Genomic DNA, 21,010 nt, shown 5'->3' with positions numbered 1-21,010 from the left:
AATTATGTTAATTTTTAAAAACCACCGTGGCCAGCTCCACAAAACAAATACTGCACTTTTAGTACTTACTTCTCTGTATGTTATAGGCGCAGCAGTAGCACTTTCATCACCATATTTGATGTCTTCAACTTATATACTTGCTCCACTTGCAGCTTTTGCAGCTACACCACTTGGAATGAGTGTTTTAGCATTTGTTACTGTTGCACTGATTAGTTTAGCAATATATTCCTTCATGAAAAATAATGAAATATCTGAACTTAAAGCTCCGAGAATTGTTGCTGGTAGCTCTCAAAGATACCTGATGTTGCAGGTAACAAATAAAGATCTTGAATTTATTGAAAAGAACTATAAGAACGAAAATGGTGAATATACTATAGATTTTACTAACTCAAAAGGCGAAGTATTCAAAGCTGAGAGTTATGGTCAGATCAGATATATTGGTAATCCTGATCCAATCTTGCTTGGCAACACTAAACTCCTTGATATACATCAGCTATACAAGAAGAAAGGGGATAGTACATTTGAACAGATAAATTGTGGACAGGAGTTAAAAACGTTAGGTTTAAACGTTGAAGAAAATAATGTTCAAGAACTAACCATCGAATTTGTGCCAAGCTCAATTGTTAAGTCACCAAAAGTTGAACACGAAAAGCCAGAAAGATTATTAATCAGCCAAGTATAAAAGGAATAAGTCTTCCCTTCATTTTTTAGTGTTAATGACTTAAACTTATTGTAGAAACTGTCTCAAAAAATAGATATTCACATACTTGTAAGAAATTTGCTAAGGATTTTTATTTAGTCTGACTGCATCCTTTACCTTATCTAACAACCCATTAATAAAGCCAATTTTGTTTGGAGCATCAAGTAAATCAGATGCAATGTTAGTATATTCATTAATAACAATTGGTGCTGGTGTATCAAAATCAATTAACTCACATACTGCAATACGCAAAATAGATAAGCTTATAAGATTTAATCGTGAAAGTGACCAGCTTGGGTGTAAATAAGACTCTATTATTTTATCATATTCTTCACTGCTTTTTATAACCTTACATAACAAGTTTTCTAAGAACTGATGTTCAAATTCTTCACATTCAAATATATCTTTCAACGTACTTATGTAGTCCTTAAGCTCACAATTTTCCAGTTTAAAGGTGCTTTTGTTGTAACCTACGAAAATATTTGAATAAGCAATTTGTACAGCAAGAAATCTTGCCGTACTTCTTTTTATGCGCCACTTTTTATCTACTGGTTTTTCCTCCATTATTTTAATTTATTGTGTAGATCTATCATATGCAAAACAGTTGAGGCTGCATGGCCACCAACGTTCTTTTTATTTTTGTCAGCTCTAATTAGTGCTTTATCTTTGCTGTCAGCGGTAATTACGCCCATACCAAGGGGTATTGCATAATGCATAATAACTTCATTTAAGCCTTCGATTACTCCTTTACAAACGTATTTATAATGATCAGTTTCACCGCGAATCACGCACCCAAGAGCTAAATAACCGTCATAATTAGCATTCTTGCTTTTTACTGCAAAGAGAATTGTAGCTGGTATCTCAAATGCACCAGGAACTTCAATTATGTCATAGCTTGCATGACTTTCTTTTAATCTATCGACTGCACCTTCAAGCAAAAGGTTCGCTATTTCGGTATAATAAATTGAATTAACTATTAGTATTTTCGACATTTATCCCGACTTTTCTTGTTAAGAAGAACTTTATTAAGTATTGTTGAACCAGAGTTATAATATTACTAAATATCCAATATATTACCAGGCCGGCAGGAAAAGAAGAAAAAATAAAGACGGAAATGTAAGGTAAAAACTTCATAACATTTACTTGAATATCATCTTTACTGGTTTGATCTTTCTCACTTAGCTTCTGCTGAATTATCATGGTAGCGCCGAAAATTATAGGTAAAATGCCTATAGAAATAGGAAAGTTATAATTAAACAACCCAAATAATGTAAAAATGTTTGTTGGATCAGAAGCTGAAAGATCCTTAATCCATAAATAAAAAGGGGCGTGTCTCATCTCTATAGTAACAAATAATACTTTATACAGAGCAAAAAATACTGGTATTTGTATGAGCATAGGGAAAATGCTCGACATTGGATTTACATTGTTTCTCTTGAACAACGCAATTGTCTCTTTGTGCTGCTTTAAGCTGTCATTTTTGTACAACTCTTTTATACGAGTTAATTCAGGCTGCAGGCTTTTCACCTTGAACATCGAAATATATGATCTATTAGATAAGGGAAGCATCAAAAGTTTGATTACTAAAGTTAGCAATAATATTGCTAAGCCAAAATTTTTCAAAACAAAGTTAAAATATTCAAGCAGTAAAAACACCGGCTTGGTTATAAAATAAAGAACACCAAAATCTACAGCCTTATCAAACAAAGGTATATTGAGAGTGTCTTTATAAGAATCAAGTAAATTCAATTTCTTTGCCCCAGCAAAAAAGTAGTTCAGAGTAGAAACACTTGCACCAGGGAGTATGTGTTTGTAAGGTTTAACAAAATCTACTTGAAACTTATCAATGTTATTAACATTCGTATGCTTAATACTTACATTTATTTGATCAGATTTTTCAGGTATGATAGCTGTAAACCAATATTTATCAGCAAAACCAAACCAACTTTTTTCACTTGTGCTGGCCTTTATTAAACGTTTCTTGGAAATATCCTTATATGTCCACTCCTCTAGTTTATTGTTAAATGCACCTAGTACTCCTTCATGTGATATCCAATAGGATTCGTTAATATTATCACGTTTACGATTGATTTTACCATAGGGAACCAAAACTACATTATCTTTTGTATTGTTTTCAATAATTTGCTCAACTTTAAACATGTAGTTATCGTCAAGGCTAATTTTCATTCTAAATAAAATGCCATTTTCATTATCCCAAAATAAATTGACCTCTTTTTGATTGAGTTTATCTGCTTGCCATACTGTTTTAGAATCTGGAACTTTAATCTTTTCATTCGGATCGAGCCACCCAAATTCTGCGAAATATACATCTTTTGATTCTGCAGGTGACAGTAACACCACTTGTGGAGAAGAAGAACTCGGTTCTAAGTGGTAGTTAGTTAAGATTAAGTCATCAAACCTTGCACCTTTCAGAGAAATTGATCCTTCAAGCATGTTATTGGTTAAATTAACTCTCTGTTCTCTAGTAGAATTAATAATTTCAGAACGATTTTGGTATATCATAGGAGCAAGGTCGTTAGAAGATTCGATATGTTCAATATTTTCAATCGATGGTTGGCTTTGGCTCGTGTTAAGAAAATTATCATAAATAATATGCCATAATACTATAATCAATATAGAAAGAATTGTTGCTAAAATTAAATTTTTTGCTTCTGACATGAAATTAAATCGAACATACCTCCTTAAAGTATATATTAAATATTGTACTAAAACAATAAAATTTACTTATTTTTAATAATAGCTTTTAACGCTAATCTTAAAAATTTACTCTTATGGCTTCAAATTTTAATAATATGAATGCAGCAAAAAATCTAGTTATTTGGCTACTGATAATAGTCATTACTGCAATGTTTATTGATTCACAAGGGGATAAACTAAGCAATAGGTTTCTGAGCACTTTTCTACCGTACAAAGGAAGGGTTCAAAATGGCGGAAGTATTGAATTTACAAAGTCATACGATGGACACTTTTATATTCAAGCTCAAGTCAATGATCGTAATATAACGTTTTTGCTTGATACCGGAGCAACTGATATTGTTCTATCGCAAAAAGATGCGTTACATGCTGGTATTAACTTACAAAACATTCAAGACTTTAAAATATATGAAACTGCAAAAGGTCAAATAAAAGCTGGTGTTGTTCACATCCCTCAAGTTAAAATAGGAAATTTTTTAATTAATGATGTACACGCTAGTGTTAATACTCACTCTATGTCCCATTCATTACTTGGTATGAGCTTTTTGAGATATTTTCATTTCACTATTAGGGATAATAAGCTAATATTATATCGTAGTTAAACGTTCTATACTCTACTTATCAACGCTCTGCAGGTCAATATAGGAGCAGAGATAAATATTGCGGAACAGGTGCCGATTGCAATGCCAAAAGAAATGATTAAGCAGAAGTCTCTGACCACACCTGTACAAATCAGCACTAAAGGAAGAGCAGCAAGAAGAGTAGTACCTGAAGTTAACATAGTACGAAATAGTGTAGAATTAATGCTAGCATCAACTATTTCATCCATTTCTACATCTTTTCTATTTTTTTTATACTCTCGAATCCGATCGTATATAACCACTGAATTATTGATTGAATAGCCAATCACGGTAAGTAGAGCTGCAACTGATGAAATATTAAACTCAATACTCGTTAAGCTGATAAAGCCAAGAGTTAAAATCACATCATGGATTAGTGCCATTATTCCACCAAGTCCACACTGCCAGCTAAATCTAAGCCAAACATAAAAAAATATTCCAATAATTGCAATTAACATGGCTGATATCCCTTCAAATATCTGCGTTGAGCCTATTTGTGGACCAACATAATCTATTTTACGATAAGTTACTAAATTACCTAATTTGCTTTCTAATATACTTTTAACCTTTTTAATTTTATCTTCATCTCCCTCATCTTTAAACCGCACAACTAAGTTATCACCAGCTTTTGAACTCTGTATCGTAAATCCACTCTCTTTTAATATACCGAGAATAGCATCATCCTTGCTTGAAGATTTTATCTCTATCAAAATTCCACCTGTAAAGTCTATACCCAAATTCATTCCACGCAGCATAAAAGTAAGCATTGAAAAAATGATAAGAATAACGCTAACAAGTGCTGTCAAATTTCTATATTTACTAAATCTTATATCAAGATTATCTGGAATAAGTCTAATTGCCATATTTCCTACTTAAATTGTGATTTTATATACTTTTTAAGCAATCGACTAGCTATTTTCTCTTAGCTTATACTAATAATGATCTTTGATTTACTTAATCTACTTGAAAAAGATATTTGATCAAAAAAATGAAAACAGCCTGGTTGTCATTAATAAAGTGCTACTTAAACATCTTTTTTAATCGATTGATTTCATCAGCAAATTTTGGGTCAGTTCTTATGAAATTTTCCACTTGTTTGACTGCGTGTATAACAGTAGCATGATCTCTACCACCAAAATTTCTTCCAATATCTGGTAAACTTTTTTGCGTAAACTTCTTTGCGAAATACATAGCTATTTGTCTCGGCCTCGCAAGACTGCGGAGCCTTCTATTAGATTGCATATCTGCAATCTTTATATTGAAAAATTCAGCTATTTTTTTCTGTATTTCTTCTATTGTGATTGACCTATGATTTGACCTAAGAAGATCAATTAGGGTCTCACTAGCTGATTCTACTGTCATGCTTCTTCCAATTAAAGAGGTATGAGCAACCTTATTTAATGCTCCTTCTAGTTCTCTTATATTGGATTTTATATTCCTTGCCAAAAATTCTAGGACATCCTTTGGAACATACATATTCATTCGTTCCACTTTCGCCTGCAATATACCAAGTCTTAATTCAAAAGTTGTTTCATTAATATCTGCAACTAATCCCCAACCAAGTCGTGATTTTATTCTTTCTTCTACTCCATCAAGATCACTAGGAGACCTATCAGCTGATATAACCAATTGTTTATTTTGGTCTATCAATGCATTGAAAGTGTGAAAAAATTCTTCTTGTGTACTATCTTTACCACTGATAAATTGCACATCATCTACCATCAATACATCTACTGATCTAAATTGCTCTTTAAATAACATAATATCTTTGCTCCGCAGCGCCGTAATATATTGATACATAAATTTCTCTGCTGATAAATATACCACTTTTCTTTTTGCTGACGGAGAATTAACTATGTCCCAAGCTATAGCATGCATTAAATGTGTTTTACCAAGTCCCACTCCACCATATAGAAATAAAGGGTTGCTTCCTGATATTGGATCTATAGATTCCGCTACACGCTTTGCCGCTGTAAATGCTAACTCATTTGACTTTCCTACCACAAAATTATCAAAAGTGAATCTGGTATCTAGTGGTGAACCAAGATTATGATTATTTTCCTCTCTATTTTTTAGTATCGTATTAGAATTTGAATTTCTTTCTTCAATTAATTGAATATCAATAGAACATACACTTTGATCTTCGCTTTGCCATAATGACAATATTTTTTCCATGTAGTGAACTGTAATCCACTCCTTTATAAATCTTGTTGGTACAGACAACAAAACTTCTCCATTTCTGTTGCTGATAAATCTTAGTGAACTCAGCCAGCTGTTATATGTTGCTTCTCCATAGAGATTATGGAGATAATTTTGGATTTTTTCCCAAGTAACATTGTGGTCCGTTACTGTAATAATCTGATCAAAAAACATAGTAAAAACCTTAGGGTTAGTTAAGTTCATATACCACACCAAGAAAGAACAATAATCAGAAAGATGCAAGATAATCAATAGCTTACTGTAAGATAAAAAGCTAAACTACTTAATACATATCTAAAATTATGAGGATTTTTTGACGAGTTGTAAAGAGTATAAAAGCACTAAAATTGATCATTTTTTTGAAATAAAAACAATCAATTTGTAAATGTCGCTTGTACCGAGGATTAGAAGTATGTTATTAAAAAATAGTAATATATTATGTATAAATAAGATATTAAATTTACTGATAAATAAGTAAAGTACTTGTATAAATATAGCTGATTTAGTATAAATTTATTGAAGTAAATTTGTGATTATATTAAGTAATTTGAGTCATAATACTGTATTCGGTATTGAACTGGAGTTTTACACTGAGGGAATAAAAAAAGAATATTTATTTCTGAATAGCATCAAAAATAAAATAGCTTCTCTTGGATTTTTTTGTGAGAAAGAGAGTTCTTTAAACCAATACGAGATAAAAAGTGATTGTTATACGAGTCCTGATAATTTAATTATGCATTTTGAGTTAGTAAAAAAATTACTGATTGGAACAGCACAAGAGTTCGATGGTAATGTTTCTTTTAAAGCAAAACCTTATTTGGATAGAGCAGGCAGCGCACTAAATGTACATGTTAGCCTCATGGATTCAAATAATAATAACTTATTTTATGGCAATAAGCAAAAATATAGTGACCACCTGATTCACAGCATAGGTGGATTATGTGCAATGATGAAAAAACATATGTTGTTTTTTGCTCCAAATGATGATTCATATTTAAGATTTCAGTACCCAGATATTCATACTCCAACTACGATTAGTTGGGGAGTGAATAACAGAACTGCTGCGATAAGAATTCCCTATTTTGGCAACGATTCCAAAAGATGCCGCCTAGAGCACCGTGTTCCTGGAGCAGATTGTAACCTTGAAAAAGTACTCACAGCAATAATTGAAGGTATAGTTTTTGGTATAGAGAACAAAATTGCTCCGCCAAATAGAGTGTATGGCATTGCATCTGATCCTCAATATAAGATGGAGAGTTTGATATAGCAACTACCTGTTAAACCCTAACCCATTAAACTCCTTTGAGGTAATTGGCCATTCTAGCACTTTCCTCACATCATTATTTACATTCCCATACTGTAATAGCAAGTCTGCAGCAGATAGTTTCTGCGTACTTTTAGATGATCCAAGCCCTATATTGGTAAGGTTGCTCGGTGGCTGCTCAGGAAGTGGATTACCAAGTGCATCCATGTGTTTAGGTAAAGGTTCCATAACAATATTTGTAGCACTAGAAACGAAATGACTATCTGTAGTATCAGCACTTTTAGAAAGTGAATTACCTTTGAAATCCATATGTTTAGGTAGTCCATTTTTCATTTCTTCTTCTGCTCTTTTATTTTTTAATTCTTCTTCTAGCTCAGTTTCAGTTCTTTTTGGTTCTTTTACGGTATCTTTTTCTTCACCTTCATCAACACTGCTATACCCTTCATCTTCTGACATATCATCAGTTTTAACAGACTTAGGTCTTGCTTTATTAAGCAATGAAAGTAATGCGTAAGTAACTGCAGCAGCAGTAACTATAATGGCTATCTTTGCAGCAATGTGAATCATTGTTAAAAATACTAAAGTTGATGAAACACCAACCAACCCAGATACGATCGCTTTATTCTTGCCTTCTATCACACTTAAAACTGCTACCACAATAATCCCTCAAATACCATACTAAAGTCATATTATATAGAAATTTTCTTACGCTTGCAAAACTGTAAAAATTTTAATCATTTACATAAAGCTATATGAGGATTAATTAATATATAATTTATCTTAGCTATAATATGATATAAATACGTATAATGTTTGGCATGAAAAGCTTACTTGTAGAGAGGAATAGAACAGTAATATTATTGCTTATCGTGATTTTTACCTTCGGCTCATACACTTATATAAAGATGCCAAGAGAAAGCAATCCTGATATACAGATTCCTATAATTAGTGTATTTGTCGGGTTTCCTGGTATTTCTGTCGAGGATAGTGAAAAGCTATTAGTGCTTCCTATAGAAAATGAACTAAGATCCATCGAAGGTGTAAAAGAATTGAGAGCTTTTGCAACTAATGATGGTGCTCACATGATAATCGAATTTAGAACAGAGTATAATAATAAAGAAGTGCTCGATAATGTCCGTTCAAAGCTTTTAAACATAAAATCAAAATTACCTATTGAAGCAGAATCTCCGATAATCAATGAAATAGACTTGAGCTTATTTCCGATACTAAACGTTGGCTTGACTGCTAGTACAACATTGCATAATTCTATTATGGCTATTTTGATCAAAATTTGCAAGACTTTTTATGCGAAATACTATATACAAGTGATTGTGGTTGATTTCAATTTGATGAATTAACATTCTAATAATATTTTGTTTAGTCTGCCAATCCACTTGATCAAGCTTTGATTCAACACTTGAGGAAAAGTTTTTCAAGCTATCTGTAACAAGGCTCAATTCTTGTTGTAGTTTTTTTTGATCAAGCGTTCTTTCTTTCTCTTCTTCAATTTCTTTCAAATGCTGTTTCATTGTTGTGATTCTTGGTTCAAATTCTTCTTGGCTTATAAACCCTTTAGCATAGCTATCAATAAATTTTTTGATACTTAATCTTAACTTACTTTCTTGCTTTTCACGTGTTTGATTATGTAAAGGTTTTTTGTTCTCTGATAATCTACGTTGATATTCATTTGCAATCCTATCTGGCTCTTTCAAGATACTCTTGACTTCTTCCCATATAACTCCATCTAATATATCAGTGCGTATTGATTTATTATCGCAGATTTTATTGCCATTGAATTTGCTAGAGTTTGTACCAGAGCAACGATAGTAATAATATGTCGACTTTTTATGAACGTGGTTTGTACCACAATAAGTATATTGACAACGTTGACATACCATTAAACCTTGCAATAAATATGTTTCTCTTCTTTGTCGTACTCTTGCTCTTTGCCTATTTTCAGTTAGTTGTGCCTGCACTGAATCAAATAAATGCTCATTGATTATTTTTGGTACTGGAATATAAGTCCAATTCTCTTTATCACTATTAAAGCGACCACTTTTAAGTTTACCACAAGTTCCTTTTTTTGATTTTTTTACTTGTGGTTTTGAGCATGTCCTAGTTTTACCATAAGCTGCTTGTCCTATATAAGCAGGATTTTTTAACATGTTCCAAATAGTGCTCCTTTTCCAATACCTTTTTCCTGTTCGTGTTATTACCGGTATCTTATTCAGTTCATGTACAACTTCTCCTATACTTACTCTTTCTTGGCCAACCCGACTAAATATTTTACGCACTATATTTGCCTCTTCTTCATCAACCTCGAATTGAGCATTTCCTTCACCTACATGTTTTGCTATGTAGCGATAACCGTAAGGCGCCCTACCCATCACACTTACACACCCAGCTTTGGCCGCATGAAGTTTACCTCTACGGTTTCGTTCCATAATCTTTGCACGTTCATACTCTGCTATTGCTCCCTGAATCTGTAGAAATAAATGGGAATCAGGATTATCATCAAACTTATGATTCAAAAATACTATTTCAGATCCAGCCTTTTTAAACTCTTCGAGTAAGATCATTTGATATGAAAATTTACGTGATAGCCGATCAGGTGAATGAATGTATATCTTATCAATCTTACCTTCTGCTACTCTATCACGTAAACTCTCTAAGCCAGGACGTTCTAAGTTTGATCCACTGTAACCATTATCAACAAACCTATGCTCATCTAATAATTCATGTCCATCGCTACTAATGCGACGCTCCAATTCTACAATCTGACTCTCTATCGTATTCTCCTGTGCCTGTTGTCTTGATGAAACTCTTGCATACAAGCTTACTGTTGTCATTTTCTTTCACCTCCTTTATTTTATATTTCAATAATTGTTCATAAGCATCTGCCAAATATGTACCAGCCAATCTGTGAGGCTCATAACGACAATTAATAGTTAATTCCCCTTTTTGCATGTTTTTCTTCCTGTGAGTTTTTTTATAAGGTTAGGAGACTTCTATTAAACTAAACCAATGCACACCTTATTTAAGAAAGCTATCTAGTTCACACAAATTCTCCTTAATTAAATATACAAGATTTGAAAAAATTATGTCCAAAAAATCTTTACTTGAATTATCATATTATGTATGATATGGCTTATTTAAAGTATCATGAATGTTCATCCAAGTTATGAATTCTGGGAGAGTGATTTAGAGGTTCCCGTTAATCTCTTGCTAGATCGCTTTCAAGATTTAGAATTACGTAAACTATGGCTTGATTCTCTTTCTGGTAGACAATTGAGTATCATTTTTCAGCATTGCTTTAAAAATCATTTAAATGGGCAACTTTTTCAGGACGGAGATTATGACGATAGATCGACTCAACAAAAACGTAAGATACTTACCAGTTACTCTGACTCTCTTTTTGACTATTATCTCATTAGCCACTTTGATCGTACAAAACTTGAAGCTACAGTCAGTGAGGTAGCAAGATTTGCCCTCACTCAAGAGTTAATGAGATCGTATCTGATAAAAAATAATACCAAGTATGATAAAAGATCCTTATTGTTTTTACTATTTCACATAAATTGTGAACTTCTAAAATCTGTCTATCACTTTGATAAAGTGCAAAAGAAAGGCTTCGTATCATTTGCTCTACAGAAATCACCAAGACAAATAAATACTTCATTCAAGACATTTATGTCACAAAAAGCTGTAGAGCAGATACTTAAGGATGATGACCAGTTGCAGGGTTTTTTCCATCATCAAGATCGAATATATATGTTTGTACGTCGAGGAAGTGACATGGATTTACTGCTTAATTCAAACAAAGTTGTTCATGGTCATAAACCTGAGTGGATGATTTTAGATTTCTCTCTTGATGGCACTCAGGTTAATCTCTGTGCTAAAAATGCTAACAAGGCTGTGGAAATAGCAAATAGCATTGTAAGTGGGTATTTTGACTGCGAATGTACTTTTGTAAATATACAAGATAAGAACTTTCCACTACAAGTGCACAAATTTCTTCAAGCATGTATAGATGGTTCTGACTCTGACATTTGTATATTTGAGTTAAATTTTAAGTCAGATTATTTTAAAAATAGTAATACATATCTTACTTTAAGTGTAAAACCGTATGATCCTATTGCACCAGAGTTACATATTTTAAAGCCAGCTATTGGCAACATACTACAATCTATTCAATCAGCTAAAGTAATGTTCCAAAATAAAAAGGTAACATTTTCTTTCAAATCAAGTGGGGAAGTTTATTATTCAGAGCATCCACTCAATAAAAAAGAAAGAGAGGACCTGAAGAAACATATGGAACAATCTTATGGTCTTAAAATCCTTTCACGAGCAAATTGCTGATCTTTTAAGTTCAAATAGTTCTTGGGTTAATCCAAGTCAAAATCACATTAAAGCAGCAAGATACTTATTTGATCTTGGATTGATAAAAATGCAAGAAAGGTACTATATTGTTTGCTCTCGTGAAGAAGATCATCTTGATTGGCCAAATGTAATTGATCCAAGTTGTAGCAATGAGATTTTTATCGATCCAGACTTTGATGAAGCATGTGATGACGCTATTTGTGAAAACTGTTCTCGTCATATTTTGCCTAATACTTATAAAAAACAGAGATTTCATCTCTTATCCATATACTTAAATATAGAGAAAATCATAGACTGGTTTGAAACAAAGTTGAATGATTCAAGACTTATGTGGGAAAAAGTGGAAAAAGGAGTTTATTATATTTGTAATCAAGGTCGTATTGTAAATCTAATAATCCTTGATTTTTGTACTGATGCGATATTTTTAACTATAGATAAACTTAGAGTCCACCCTACAGTTCTCATCACTCTAAAAAAAGATATACCGAATCTATTATTGAGCCTATATGTAGTGCCAATGGTGAAACTGTTTTGTCAGCTTAAGACTGTAACTGAGATATTCCAAGAGGCAGCTAAAAAAGGAGTACCAGAGGTAGTAGAAAATACTTCTTTGCAAGTTTTACCAGCTTCATATATTTCGCTTAAACGTGTTGAACCAATTGTGCCAACAAAGCTTCTGGAGTTACAGGTAGTTAAAGGTATGGTATATGTTAATAGTGTTGAAGTTATAAATAAAAAAGCTGTATCATGTCTTAATATTTTTCGAATATTGTTCAAGCAATTTTTACATGACTGTGAGAAAGAATTACCACCTGAAAAACATAAACTTCTCAATATTAACCAGTTAGAAAAACTCTTGGGACTTAGTTTAGAAGCAGATTTAGAACAACAAATCAGAAAGCCATTAAATAAAATGCAAAGAACAATCAAATCTACACTTGCTGAGAAATTAGGATTAAGTATTGAACGTGATGATGTAATACAAACCCTTGGTTGGCAAAGATCATCATATGGTTATCGTATTAACCCTTTTACTTTGACTATAAAAAAATAGAATTTCCTGATTTTAAAAATTTTCAGCTCCATGAGTAAATTTTCCAACTCCACGTGCAAATGGTCCTGTTTTTACATCAAGCCATTTATCTTCTTTTGAACCATTAGCCATTCCTTTAACTATTTGCTTTGCTTGTAAAAGCTCTTGAACTATACGCTCTAGTCTATCCCTTCCCATACTATGAAAAACTTCAAGCAATCTATGTCGTTGTTTATGTATGCCTGCACTTCCTGTATGAGTAAATGGATGTCCTGAACTAGCAGCTCGCGCAATTGAGTCAATAAGATATATTTTTAGATCTTTATCGCTAATATTTTGAGCTTTTAATTGTTCAGTGATGTCTTCTAATAGCCCTGTTTCTTCATTTCTCAGATAAGTTCTCTAATTGCATAAAAGTCAACAATAATTTTTTGTATCATGAAAAATATTTTTTGATGTAAAATTCAGCTCTAATACAACCTTTTATTTATTATTGTATTATCTTATTCAATCAAAAGAGGTTTTATTGGCAATAAAAACATCAACACTAATTTCCAATTAATCTCTTTTAAACTATGTAGCCAATGAATATGTGGATAAATACGTCCACACAAACTTAAAGTATTTATCCACATATTCATTAAGCTTATAAAAACTAAGGTATCATTCTTTTCCTCTATAGTCTTAATGATTTTACATAAGTTAAAAGTAGCATGCTTCCATTGTTCTCTCCGCGGTCTAATATGGCTAATTCATATTGTAGCCAAGCCGCACTATACTTGTTAGGCGGAAGTGGACGGCAACATGTACGCCACGAAGTCTATGCTTCAACTTATCCTCTTGCTTATCCCTTCCATCGGCATTGCTATCTTTACTTTCAGTAAAATTATTGTTTTATACTTCTTTAGTGTTTATTGATAGCAAAACTCTTTTCTATCGATTAGCATCTTATGCATAATCACGGCTAATTTTCTTGCTACTGCAACAATTGCTTTTTTCATGCCCTTTTTCTTTTTAAGCTTCAATCCCCAGCTTCTTAATTTAAATATCCTTTTACATTTTACCAGTAAGACCTGCGCGGCTTCATATAACATATTCCTACAGTCCACTGGTCCCATTTTTGATATACTTCCGTGTCGATCAATCTCACCAGAAGCGTACTGTCTTGGACTTAATCCCATATAGGCTCCAACTGTATAAGATGTTTCAAACCTATGCAGATCATCTATTGCAGCTTTATATGTCATTGCTACTATAATACCAACTCCTGGAACAGTAGTTAATAATTTACAATCCTCATCTTTTTTGCTTTGTTCTGAGAGCATTTTATCAAGTTTTCTTATTGATTCTTCTATTATTTCTAAACTATGTACTAATGATTCAATTGAGGTTTGGCTAATTTCATCTAGATTATTAACCATTTCTTGCACTTTTAAAGCAAAGTTTGCAGAACTAAGACGTTGATTAACTTTTATCCCGTATATTTTCAGTAATCCCCTTATTGTTCCCGCAATTTGCTCTCTGCAACGTATTAATTGTCTTCTGCTTCCAAGTATTATTTTAACCTGACAAGCTTCGTCTGATTTTACTAATACCTCCTTAAATAGCCCAACTCTCATCATTTGTGCTATGCCTCTTGCATCATTTTTATCATTCTTATTGATTCTCGCAGATAATGCTGCTGCCATATGCCTTGCATCTACACAAGTTACTGGTAATCCAAGATTCCTCAACTCTTTGCACATCGATATTGATAATTGCCCGCTTTCTATTCCTATGGACTCGTATTTTTTGTTTTGACCAAGCAGAAACTCAGCTATTGCACTGCTTTCACTTGCAACAACCCCTTCTTTAACAATTTTTCCTTTCTCATCAATGATACTAATAAAAGTTTCTTTGAGTGAGACATCTAACCCGCTATAATGTTTCATGAGACTACTCCTACTGTAAAAGTTTAAATTATTCTTGAAGAACTAATTCATTGAATTTGTTACTTCGTGCTAAAATAATGGAGTATGTCTCTCCATCATTCAATAGCAATTACAGTATGTACGTACAGTACGATCAGCCAGGCCATTTGCCTTAACAACAGCTCCATAAAATAGTGCATTTTGTCTTGGGATTTTTCCAATTGACCTAAAAATCATTGGTTTAGTCATATCTTCAACAGGCCAAAAAGCAAAAGAACACCTGACTCCATTTACGAGAGCAGAAGTACCTCGAATAGCATCTCGTGCTTGCTCTACTGTTGATATAGGCTTTTCTCCCTTCAGCTTTCTCATATGATGTGCAGTAATTATTGAAGCTCCAGTGCTACATGCTAAATCAGATAATAAACACATGAGATAATCCCCTACTGCTGGGTCAGCATTTAAATCTGCATGAATGAAAGAAGCAAGGGGATCAAATATAATGAGCTTTAAATCCTTTATTCTGCTCAGCTGCTTCATTACCAACTCAAATTCTGGAGATATCTCTACAACTTTACCGCGAACATTCTTAAGTATGGTAAATGATCCTCCTATATTTGGCAATGGTACAATAAATAGCCTATCTTTATATTTTAATCTCTCACATTTTGGATCAAGTCGTTCTAAGCGACGATGTATTTCATTTGTATCATCTTCTGCAGAAAATACCACCACAGACCCATGTTCAGTAACAGGTGGGCCAAATCCACACACCTGGTCTATGCTACTTGCAACCTTGAGGGCTAGGTCAAGAAGAAGCATACCTTTGCCTGTATCTCCCATTGCAGCCAAAATGGAGGTTACACCCAAAGGAAATAATCCTTCAACCAAGAATCTTTGCTTTGGTACTGGACCTACAAAACGCTCTACACTCCAGCTGAAAATATCAAGTGGTGGTTTAATAATTATTTTTCTTGAGTTTTTTTCAATAAATTCCGAAACATTTATTCCCTCTAACAGACAATCAGCAGCATCCCAACTCCTTGGTTTATTCGGTGGAATCTTAAGCGTAGCAAGTGATGCAACACCAAGTTCTAAAAGCTTCTTTTCAGCGTTTTTGGCATATTTATTACCTGCTTCATCATTGTCCGGCCAAATGATAATATGTTTACCTTTTAGCGGAGTCCAATCTGTTTTATCAAGGGTAGCATTTGCTCCAAACATTGCTGTTGTTGCAGTTATTCCTTTCTCTATAAGTGCTTCTGCGCATTTTTCTCCTTCAACCAGAATAACCTTATCGGACTTTAAAATACCTAGAATATTATAGAGAGGTCTTATCTCTGGCTCTTTGAATCTTTGTTTTTTAACATCAAATGGTTTAAACTGTTTTTTCTCTAAAGGAGGATCATAACGATAGACTATTACAATCAATTGGTTATTTTCATCGTAGTAGTTCCAACTACAAGTTAAGTACTGTTCTAAATTTCTCTGTTCTTTGAAGTTGGTTTTTCCAAGCCATTCACTTATTGAGAGCATTACTTCAGGAAACTCTATTCTCGCATTCTTCCCGTGTACCGTTGCCCAAAGATCAATAATGTCACCACCTTCTCCCGTTGCAAAATCTTTCCATAATCCGGCTCTTTCGCCTGTTAACTCTATTACAGTACTTTTGCCCTTGTTACCCTGTACATCACCTACATAAAACTTATCACCACGAAATGTCCCTCTTGGTAAAAGATGAAAAAGACAAGATCTGATGTTTTGCAAAAGCTGAGTTTTTAGCTCTAGCATAGTGTCGGTTTTTGTGGATAAATTAAGCCGTAGCTATAATTTTAGAGTTCTGCCAACGCCCATTCACTCTGCTAATGAATTTTGCTGGTATTGATTTACCGTTTCTTAGCTCATATACTACTTGCAAGATATTTGCACGTTTATTTGGTTGAAACATTACCATACCAGATGTATAAAAACTTCTTAAAGCATTAGCACCAATTAAAGCTTGAAAAGGACTTTTTGCGAGTGTAGCTGTGGATACTTTTCTGGTATGACGTGTAATAATTATTCCAGCCATAGGATTAATTATAGAACGTAATTTTTCTATTCTGCTTTGCAGGCCAGAAAATATATTTTCATAGTCAAGAGAATCCAAAACGATAAGGTCTATCATTTTGATATCAAACTTTTCTTTTATAATATCTTTTATTTTCTCTATACCTTCATCATTTAAAATTAATCTCATCTTTGTAGTAATAATCAAGTTTTCTTCTGCTAGATTTGGCAGTCTTTGATTAGTTATGATTTGTTGTATGCGTTCCCTGATATAATTGTACTCCATCTCATTTTGCAGATAGACTATTTTTAGTGGCCTTGCTGACTTCATCTTAAGAAACGACACTCCTGCTGCAAGATGTGCAAGCAAAGAGAGAAGAAAATAACTTTTGCCAACCTTTGGAGTACCACCAATGACTAAAAGACCACCTGGAGTGAGAATTCGTGGAGCTATTATGTCTTCTGGTATTGGTGATTGATCACTTAAGTACTGCTTTACAGAAAATATTTTTTCTTCTCTTTTCCCCCCTTTTTTTTCTCCACTCTTTGATTTTTTATTGAGCCACTTTCTAGCAGAATATATATCACCCTTAATTAAAATCCAAAGATCAATAATATCACCACCAGTTCCTTCAGTAAAATTACGCCAATCACCAGCTTCCTTACCTACTATTTTAACTGTAATTGTATTTCCATTTAAGTTTCCGATATAAGTTTTTTCTCGGTAAAACTCACCATTTGGAAGTAGGTAAGAAACACACTCCTTGATATTATCAATCAATAACATCTTTAACTCTTTTTGCTTTTTAGACATAAAATTCCCATACATACTTTTCATACGTGTAAAGTTGAGATTAGCTAGCTCACAAACAGTTTCAAAAGATTTTGAATTCAGCCAATTAATTGCTTCTTCTCTTAGCTTTGGGTTTTTTCCTACTGCGTCCTGAATACCTCTAGTAACGACAGCAGACCAAAGCTTTTCCTCGTCGTACTTCAAAATGGTACTCTGTCAATTTCATAATTTTTGCGGTATTCTACCGAAGCAATTTTGTTCTTTTCTCCATATTCATCAGTTATAACACCTACCTTTACTGTGAACTCTAACCCATTTAATTCTGCAACTGAATTTAGCTTACGAGCAAGGATTGCACCTTCTGAGTTATCATGTGGATGAATGTCACGTGCTGATTCCAAGATACTGCGAAGCATAGAGCGACCCATTTCTCCCCAAGTATCTTCTGCTTTATTACTTTTAATACCAATTATTTGGTAAATCTTGTGCTTTTCATATAGACCTTCAATAACGGTAAATTCTGTATTTAAATAAATGCTACCGGTAGTGGGGCTTTTAGTAAACCAATGCTCATAACCTCCAGGCTTGATTGTCATTTTTACCTTTACTATTGTACCTTTTGGTATCAGTCTACTTTGCGGTTTTACAGTGTTAAAATCAGTTAATAGGTTTTGTAACATATATCACTCTCCATGTTTAAATTTTAAAACTTGCTTTTAATCTTTGTAAGCAGCTTGCCTAAATGCGGTTCTTCAACCATACTCAGGCGTCCACTGCGGTCTTTAGCTGGGTATCCCCAAGGGTTTAAAGTGTGGCAAACAAAAGAGCGCTTCTCCGTTCCATCATCTTTCTTGATTCCAACCATACTGATTACTTCGTCAACTATCCCAGGAATTTCACTGGCAGTTTTAGTTCCTTCGCATTGAGGTAGCCAAGTTGGACGATTGCAGTCATCGAGATATTGACCTAAAGTGCCAACTATGATGATGTCTTTGTCTCTGATGTGTTGAAATTGATTGAGCCAAGCCATCATTTCTTGAGCAAGTAATCCATACGCAGCTCTCATATCCTGCTTTCCCGATCTCTCAGAAAAAGCTTCAGGTTGCATTTTTGCCCATAATAGACATAAACGTGAAGCAACGGTTATACTATCTACAAAGATGCATCGGTATTTAGAAAACTCAGAGAAAAGATCTTTGTACTTACCAGATACATGTTCATGGTGTCTTTGGCTATATGCTTGATCAGACTTCAGCGCAGGATTAGACCCCCCTATAAGACAAGCAATATCTCTAGCTTCATTCCAAGTGCGAAGACTAATTGAATCTCCTTGCCAGTCTTGAACGGCAAGAAGCCCTGCTTCAAAATCAAGGCAAAGTGTTGGTTCATCTATAGTCTTTAGTAGACTTGTTTTACCAATACCATAAGGACCAAAGATGACCATCTTTACACTTGATATTGTTTGCAATCTTTCATTATTATTCAAAATTTTAAGAATCATTATTTATCCATGCTGCAATGTATATATACAAGAAAGGCAAAAATTTTGTTCAATTTTTCTTTTTGCCTTCGTAGTAAATAGGAGAAAGTTTGGCACGTATCTTCTTGATAATATTGTTTAAAGTGGTTCTTGAAACGTTGTTCATTTTGGCAACTTCATGTAAGTTGAAAAACTTAAGTTGCTCACATATATTTTGCCATTCCTTTGGTAAAACCGAGATCATATAGTCTACATCAATGCGTTTTGTTATTTCACTCTCAAGTAGCTCTGTTACATCGATACTAATATAGTTATTGATATCGCGTTTTGCACATCGCTGTTTCTTTAGCAAGTTAATAGCTTTGTTTTCAGTTAGTCTTGCTACAAAAGTGTTAAAGCTACTTTTATCTTCATTATACTGATCAAGACATGGCCAAATTTCACAGAAGAGTTCTTGCTCAAGATCTTCGTGAGCTTCATTAATAAAGCACTTAGCAAGTTTCAGTCTATAAGCTTGATATTTTACATTTTTAATAACTATATGGTAGTTTTGTAATTTCATAACTTTCCTTAAAAACAAATTGATGCTTTTAAGGATGAGAGTTATTAATGCTGTTATGTAGGACAGGAGCAAAAATAAATAATACTGATGCGATTTTTAATCTATTGATATTCTGTTATTTTTTTTTGAGAATAATACCGGTGCAATTTAAAATAATACAATTCAGGTTTTTGGAACCTATTTTGAATGGATTTCAAAGAATGGGTAGCTCAGGCTTCCTAAAGTTATATTAAAAATATATAAGAATTTCATATTTTGAAATTCAATATCACCAATTTTTAAGAGGGAAAAATGTGCTCTCTATGATCTTAAGTTCCGTTCCTAATTACTGGCTTCCTAAATCAGGAATTAGGAATCAGGAATCTAGAATTATCCTGTATGGAGGATTTTCACCATGCGTTCCTAAAACCGTTCCTAGGAACGGCATATCTGAAGTCCGCCAATATGGAGGATTCTAGCTTCCTAAAGCCCTTATATATAATATATATATATAATACATATATAAAAATATACACATATATAAAAACATATAAAATATAAGATTAGAATAATAAGAAAACCTCTAAAAGTAGAAAAATCATGTTTGGGATAAGTAAGGTTTTCAAATTCGAGAAAAATTTTTCAAAAATTGAAGATTTTTTGGACGAAAATTTTTCCAATCTTGTATATATATGTAACCAACAATTGAAAGGCTTAGCAAACAAACTGGCTGTAAAAGAGTTTTCATGTTAGTTGTTAAATTTCAAAGATTTTTTGGACATAATTTTTTCGAATCTTGTATATATATGTACACAACAACTGAAAGTAAATGCTCACCCTAGATCTTGGTAAACAAACTGGCTGGACTATTTTACATGATGGAATAGTACAAAGTGGAAGTAAGAGTTTTCATGTTAGCAGGTTTAGTGGTGGTGGAATGCAGTTTTTAAATTTTCGTAATTGGCTTAATGCACTTAAGTATAAATTTCCAGGTATTGAAGTTGTGTACTTTGAAGAAGTGAGAAGACACTTGGGAACTGATGCTGCACATATCTATGGAGGGTTTTTAGCACACCTTTCTGCTTGGTGTGAAGAACATCATGTGCCATACAAAGGTGTATCTGTGAAAACTATCAAACGCTTTATAACAGGCAAAGGCAATGCAAGTAAAGCTGATGTCATTGAGGCAGTACAGGAAAAGGGTTTTTGTCCAACAGATGATAATGAAGCAGATTCTTTAGCTTTAATGTTCTATGTTATGAATTTTAGTAAAGATTTTAGTGTATTAAAAATATCATAAAAAGTGGGTCCTTTCAGCCATAATGG

Annotated in this window: 19 protein-coding genes and 2 pseudogenes; 7 read left to right on the top strand and 14 right to left on the bottom strand. The window is 33.2% G+C overall.

Annotation, left to right across the window (positions count from 1 at the left end):
• Positions 1-4: 4 nt before the first annotated feature.
• A complete protein-coding gene (locus AAHF52_RS00170) occupies positions 5-682 on the top strand; it encodes a hypothetical protein (RefSeq protein WP_214303363.1) in 678 nt (225 codons plus the stop codon).
• A gap of 99 nt (positions 683-781) precedes the next feature.
• Here the strand turns inward: AAHF52_RS00170 and nusB are convergent, their stop codons facing one another.
• Genes nusB through yidC form a run of 3 tightly spaced genes read right to left on the bottom strand, consistent with a single transcriptional unit; the run spans position 782 to position 3,379 of the window.
• Positions 782-1,264 carry a transcription antitermination factor NusB gene (nusB, locus tag AAHF52_RS00165; RefSeq protein WP_264376837.1) on the bottom strand — a complete coding sequence of 161 codons (483 nt, stop codon included), beginning with the start codon at positions 1,262-1,264 and terminating at the stop codon, positions 782-784.
• On the bottom strand, positions 1,264-1,692 hold the full coding sequence (locus AAHF52_RS00160; RefSeq protein ID WP_052264871.1) for a 6,7-dimethyl-8-ribityllumazine synthase: 429 nt from the start codon (positions 1,690-1,692) through the stop codon (positions 1,264-1,266). The genes nusB and AAHF52_RS00160 overlap by 1 nt, the downstream gene beginning before the upstream one ends.
• On the bottom strand, positions 1,670-3,379 hold the full coding sequence (yidC, locus tag AAHF52_RS00155; protein ID WP_019236304.1) for a membrane protein insertase YidC: 1,710 nt from the start codon (positions 3,377-3,379) through the stop codon (positions 1,670-1,672). Before yidC ends, AAHF52_RS00160 begins: the two co-directional genes overlap by 23 nt.
• Before the next feature lie 113 nt (positions 3,380-3,492).
• Here yidC and AAHF52_RS00150 point away from each other — a divergent pair, with 113 nt between their 5' ends.
• Positions 3,493-4,017 carry a TIGR02281 family clan AA aspartic protease gene (locus tag AAHF52_RS00150; protein WP_007302795.1) on the top strand — a complete coding sequence of 175 codons (525 nt, stop codon included), beginning with the start codon at positions 3,493-3,495 and terminating at the stop codon, positions 4,015-4,017.
• 5 nt (positions 4,018-4,022) lie between these two features.
• On the opposite strand, the gene secF is transcribed toward AAHF52_RS00150, so the two are convergent.
• Positions 4,023-4,898, bottom strand: coding sequence for a protein translocase subunit SecF (gene secF, locus AAHF52_RS00145; RefSeq protein ID WP_007302794.1), 876 nt, complete (start codon positions 4,896-4,898; stop codon positions 4,023-4,025).
• Between the two features lie 157 nt (positions 4,899-5,055).
• The gene (dnaA, locus tag AAHF52_RS00140; RefSeq protein ID WP_213863681.1) at positions 5,056-6,438 is read right to left on the bottom strand and encodes a chromosomal replication initiator protein DnaA; all 1,383 of its coding nucleotides are present in this window, start codon (positions 6,436-6,438) and stop codon (positions 5,056-5,058) included.
• A 325-nt stretch (positions 6,439-6,763) separates the two neighbouring features.
• Between dnaA and AAHF52_RS00135 the strand changes: the two genes are divergently transcribed.
• Entirely contained in the window at positions 6,764-7,501 is a 738-nt protein-coding gene (locus AAHF52_RS00135) for a glutamine synthetase (RefSeq protein WP_007302792.1), read from the top strand.
• A 3-nt stretch (positions 7,502-7,504) separates the two neighbouring features.
• Here AAHF52_RS00135 and AAHF52_RS00130 read toward each other — a convergent pair whose 3' ends face one another.
• Positions 7,505-8,155, bottom strand: a complete 651-nt coding sequence (locus AAHF52_RS00130) for a hypothetical protein (RefSeq protein ID WP_007302791.1) — start codon at positions 8,153-8,155, stop codon at positions 7,505-7,507.
• 152 nt (positions 8,156-8,307) lie between these two features.
• Here AAHF52_RS00130 and AAHF52_RS00125 point away from each other — a divergent pair.
• Positions 8,308-8,691: pseudogene (locus AAHF52_RS00125) on the top strand (efflux RND transporter permease subunit); the annotation flags it as partial.
• Positions 8,692-8,724: 33 nt separating this feature from the next.
• Here the strand turns inward: AAHF52_RS00125 and AAHF52_RS00120 are convergent.
• Positions 8,725-10,347, bottom strand: coding sequence for a recombinase family protein (locus AAHF52_RS00120; RefSeq protein WP_342068416.1), 1,623 nt, complete (start codon positions 10,345-10,347; stop codon positions 8,725-8,727).
• 313 nt (positions 10,348-10,660) lie between these two features.
• Between AAHF52_RS00120 and AAHF52_RS00115 the strand changes: the two genes are divergently transcribed.
• The gene (locus tag AAHF52_RS00115) at positions 10,661-11,857 is read left to right on the top strand and encodes a hypothetical protein (RefSeq protein WP_214303259.1); all 1,197 of its coding nucleotides are present in this window, start codon (positions 10,661-10,663) and stop codon (positions 11,855-11,857) included.
• Positions 11,823-12,932 (top strand): hypothetical protein, encoded by a 1,110-nt coding sequence (locus tag AAHF52_RS00110; protein ID WP_214303258.1) that lies wholly within the window; start codon positions 11,823-11,825, stop codon positions 12,930-12,932. The genes AAHF52_RS00115 and AAHF52_RS00110 overlap by 35 nt, the downstream gene beginning before the upstream one ends.
• A gap of 12 nt (positions 12,933-12,944) precedes the next feature.
• Here AAHF52_RS00110 and AAHF52_RS00105 read toward each other — a convergent pair.
• The 7 genes and pseudogenes from AAHF52_RS00105 to AAHF52_RS00075 all read right to left on the bottom strand — a co-directional run.
• A pseudogene (locus AAHF52_RS00105) lies at positions 12,945-13,313 on the bottom strand (hypothetical protein); the annotation flags it as partial.
• Positions 13,314-13,822: 509 nt separating this feature from the next.
• Positions 13,823-14,842 carry an IS110 family transposase gene (locus AAHF52_RS00100; protein WP_342068410.1) on the bottom strand — a complete coding sequence of 340 codons (1,020 nt, stop codon included), beginning with the start codon at positions 14,840-14,842 and terminating at the stop codon, positions 13,823-13,825.
• Between the two features lie 99 nt (positions 14,843-14,941).
• Positions 14,942-16,612, bottom strand: a complete 1,671-nt coding sequence (locus tag AAHF52_RS00095) for an AAA family ATPase (protein WP_405054860.1) — start codon at positions 16,610-16,612, stop codon at positions 14,942-14,944.
• 22 nt (positions 16,613-16,634) lie between these two features.
• On the bottom strand, positions 16,635-17,867 hold the full coding sequence (locus tag AAHF52_RS00090) for an AAA family ATPase (protein WP_264376796.1): 1,233 nt from the start codon (positions 17,865-17,867) through the stop codon (positions 16,635-16,637).
• Positions 17,864-18,343 carry a hypothetical protein gene (locus tag AAHF52_RS00085; RefSeq protein ID WP_214303244.1) on the bottom strand — a complete coding sequence of 160 codons (480 nt, stop codon included), beginning with the start codon at positions 18,341-18,343 and terminating at the stop codon, positions 17,864-17,866. The genes AAHF52_RS00090 and AAHF52_RS00085 overlap by 4 nt, the downstream gene beginning before the upstream one ends.
• A 23-nt stretch (positions 18,344-18,366) precedes the next feature.
• Positions 18,367-19,164 carry an ATP-binding protein gene (locus tag AAHF52_RS00080; RefSeq protein WP_264376795.1) on the bottom strand — a complete coding sequence of 266 codons (798 nt, stop codon included), beginning with the start codon at positions 19,162-19,164 and terminating at the stop codon, positions 18,367-18,369.
• Positions 19,165-19,213: 49 nt separating this feature from the next.
• Positions 19,214-19,705 (bottom strand): sigma-70 family RNA polymerase sigma factor, encoded by a 492-nt coding sequence (locus AAHF52_RS00075; protein WP_264376794.1) that lies wholly within the window; start codon positions 19,703-19,705, stop codon positions 19,214-19,216.
• An 808-nt stretch (positions 19,706-20,513) separates the two neighbouring features.
• On the opposite strand from AAHF52_RS00075, the gene AAHF52_RS00070 reads away from it, so the two are divergent.
• Positions 20,514-20,984 (top strand): Holliday junction resolvase, encoded by a 471-nt coding sequence (locus tag AAHF52_RS00070; RefSeq protein ID WP_264376793.1) that lies wholly within the window; start codon positions 20,514-20,516, stop codon positions 20,982-20,984.
• The last annotated feature ends 26 nt before the right edge of the window (positions 20,985-21,010 follow it).

The sequence above is a fragment of the Wolbachia endosymbiont (group B) of Melanargia galathea genome, from assembly GCF_964030625.1.
Taxonomy (GTDB): domain Bacteria; phylum Pseudomonadota; class Alphaproteobacteria; order Rickettsiales; family Anaplasmataceae; genus Wolbachia.
Note: the sequence above shows the minus strand (reverse complement) of the source record. Positions and strands in the feature narration are given on the sequence as shown.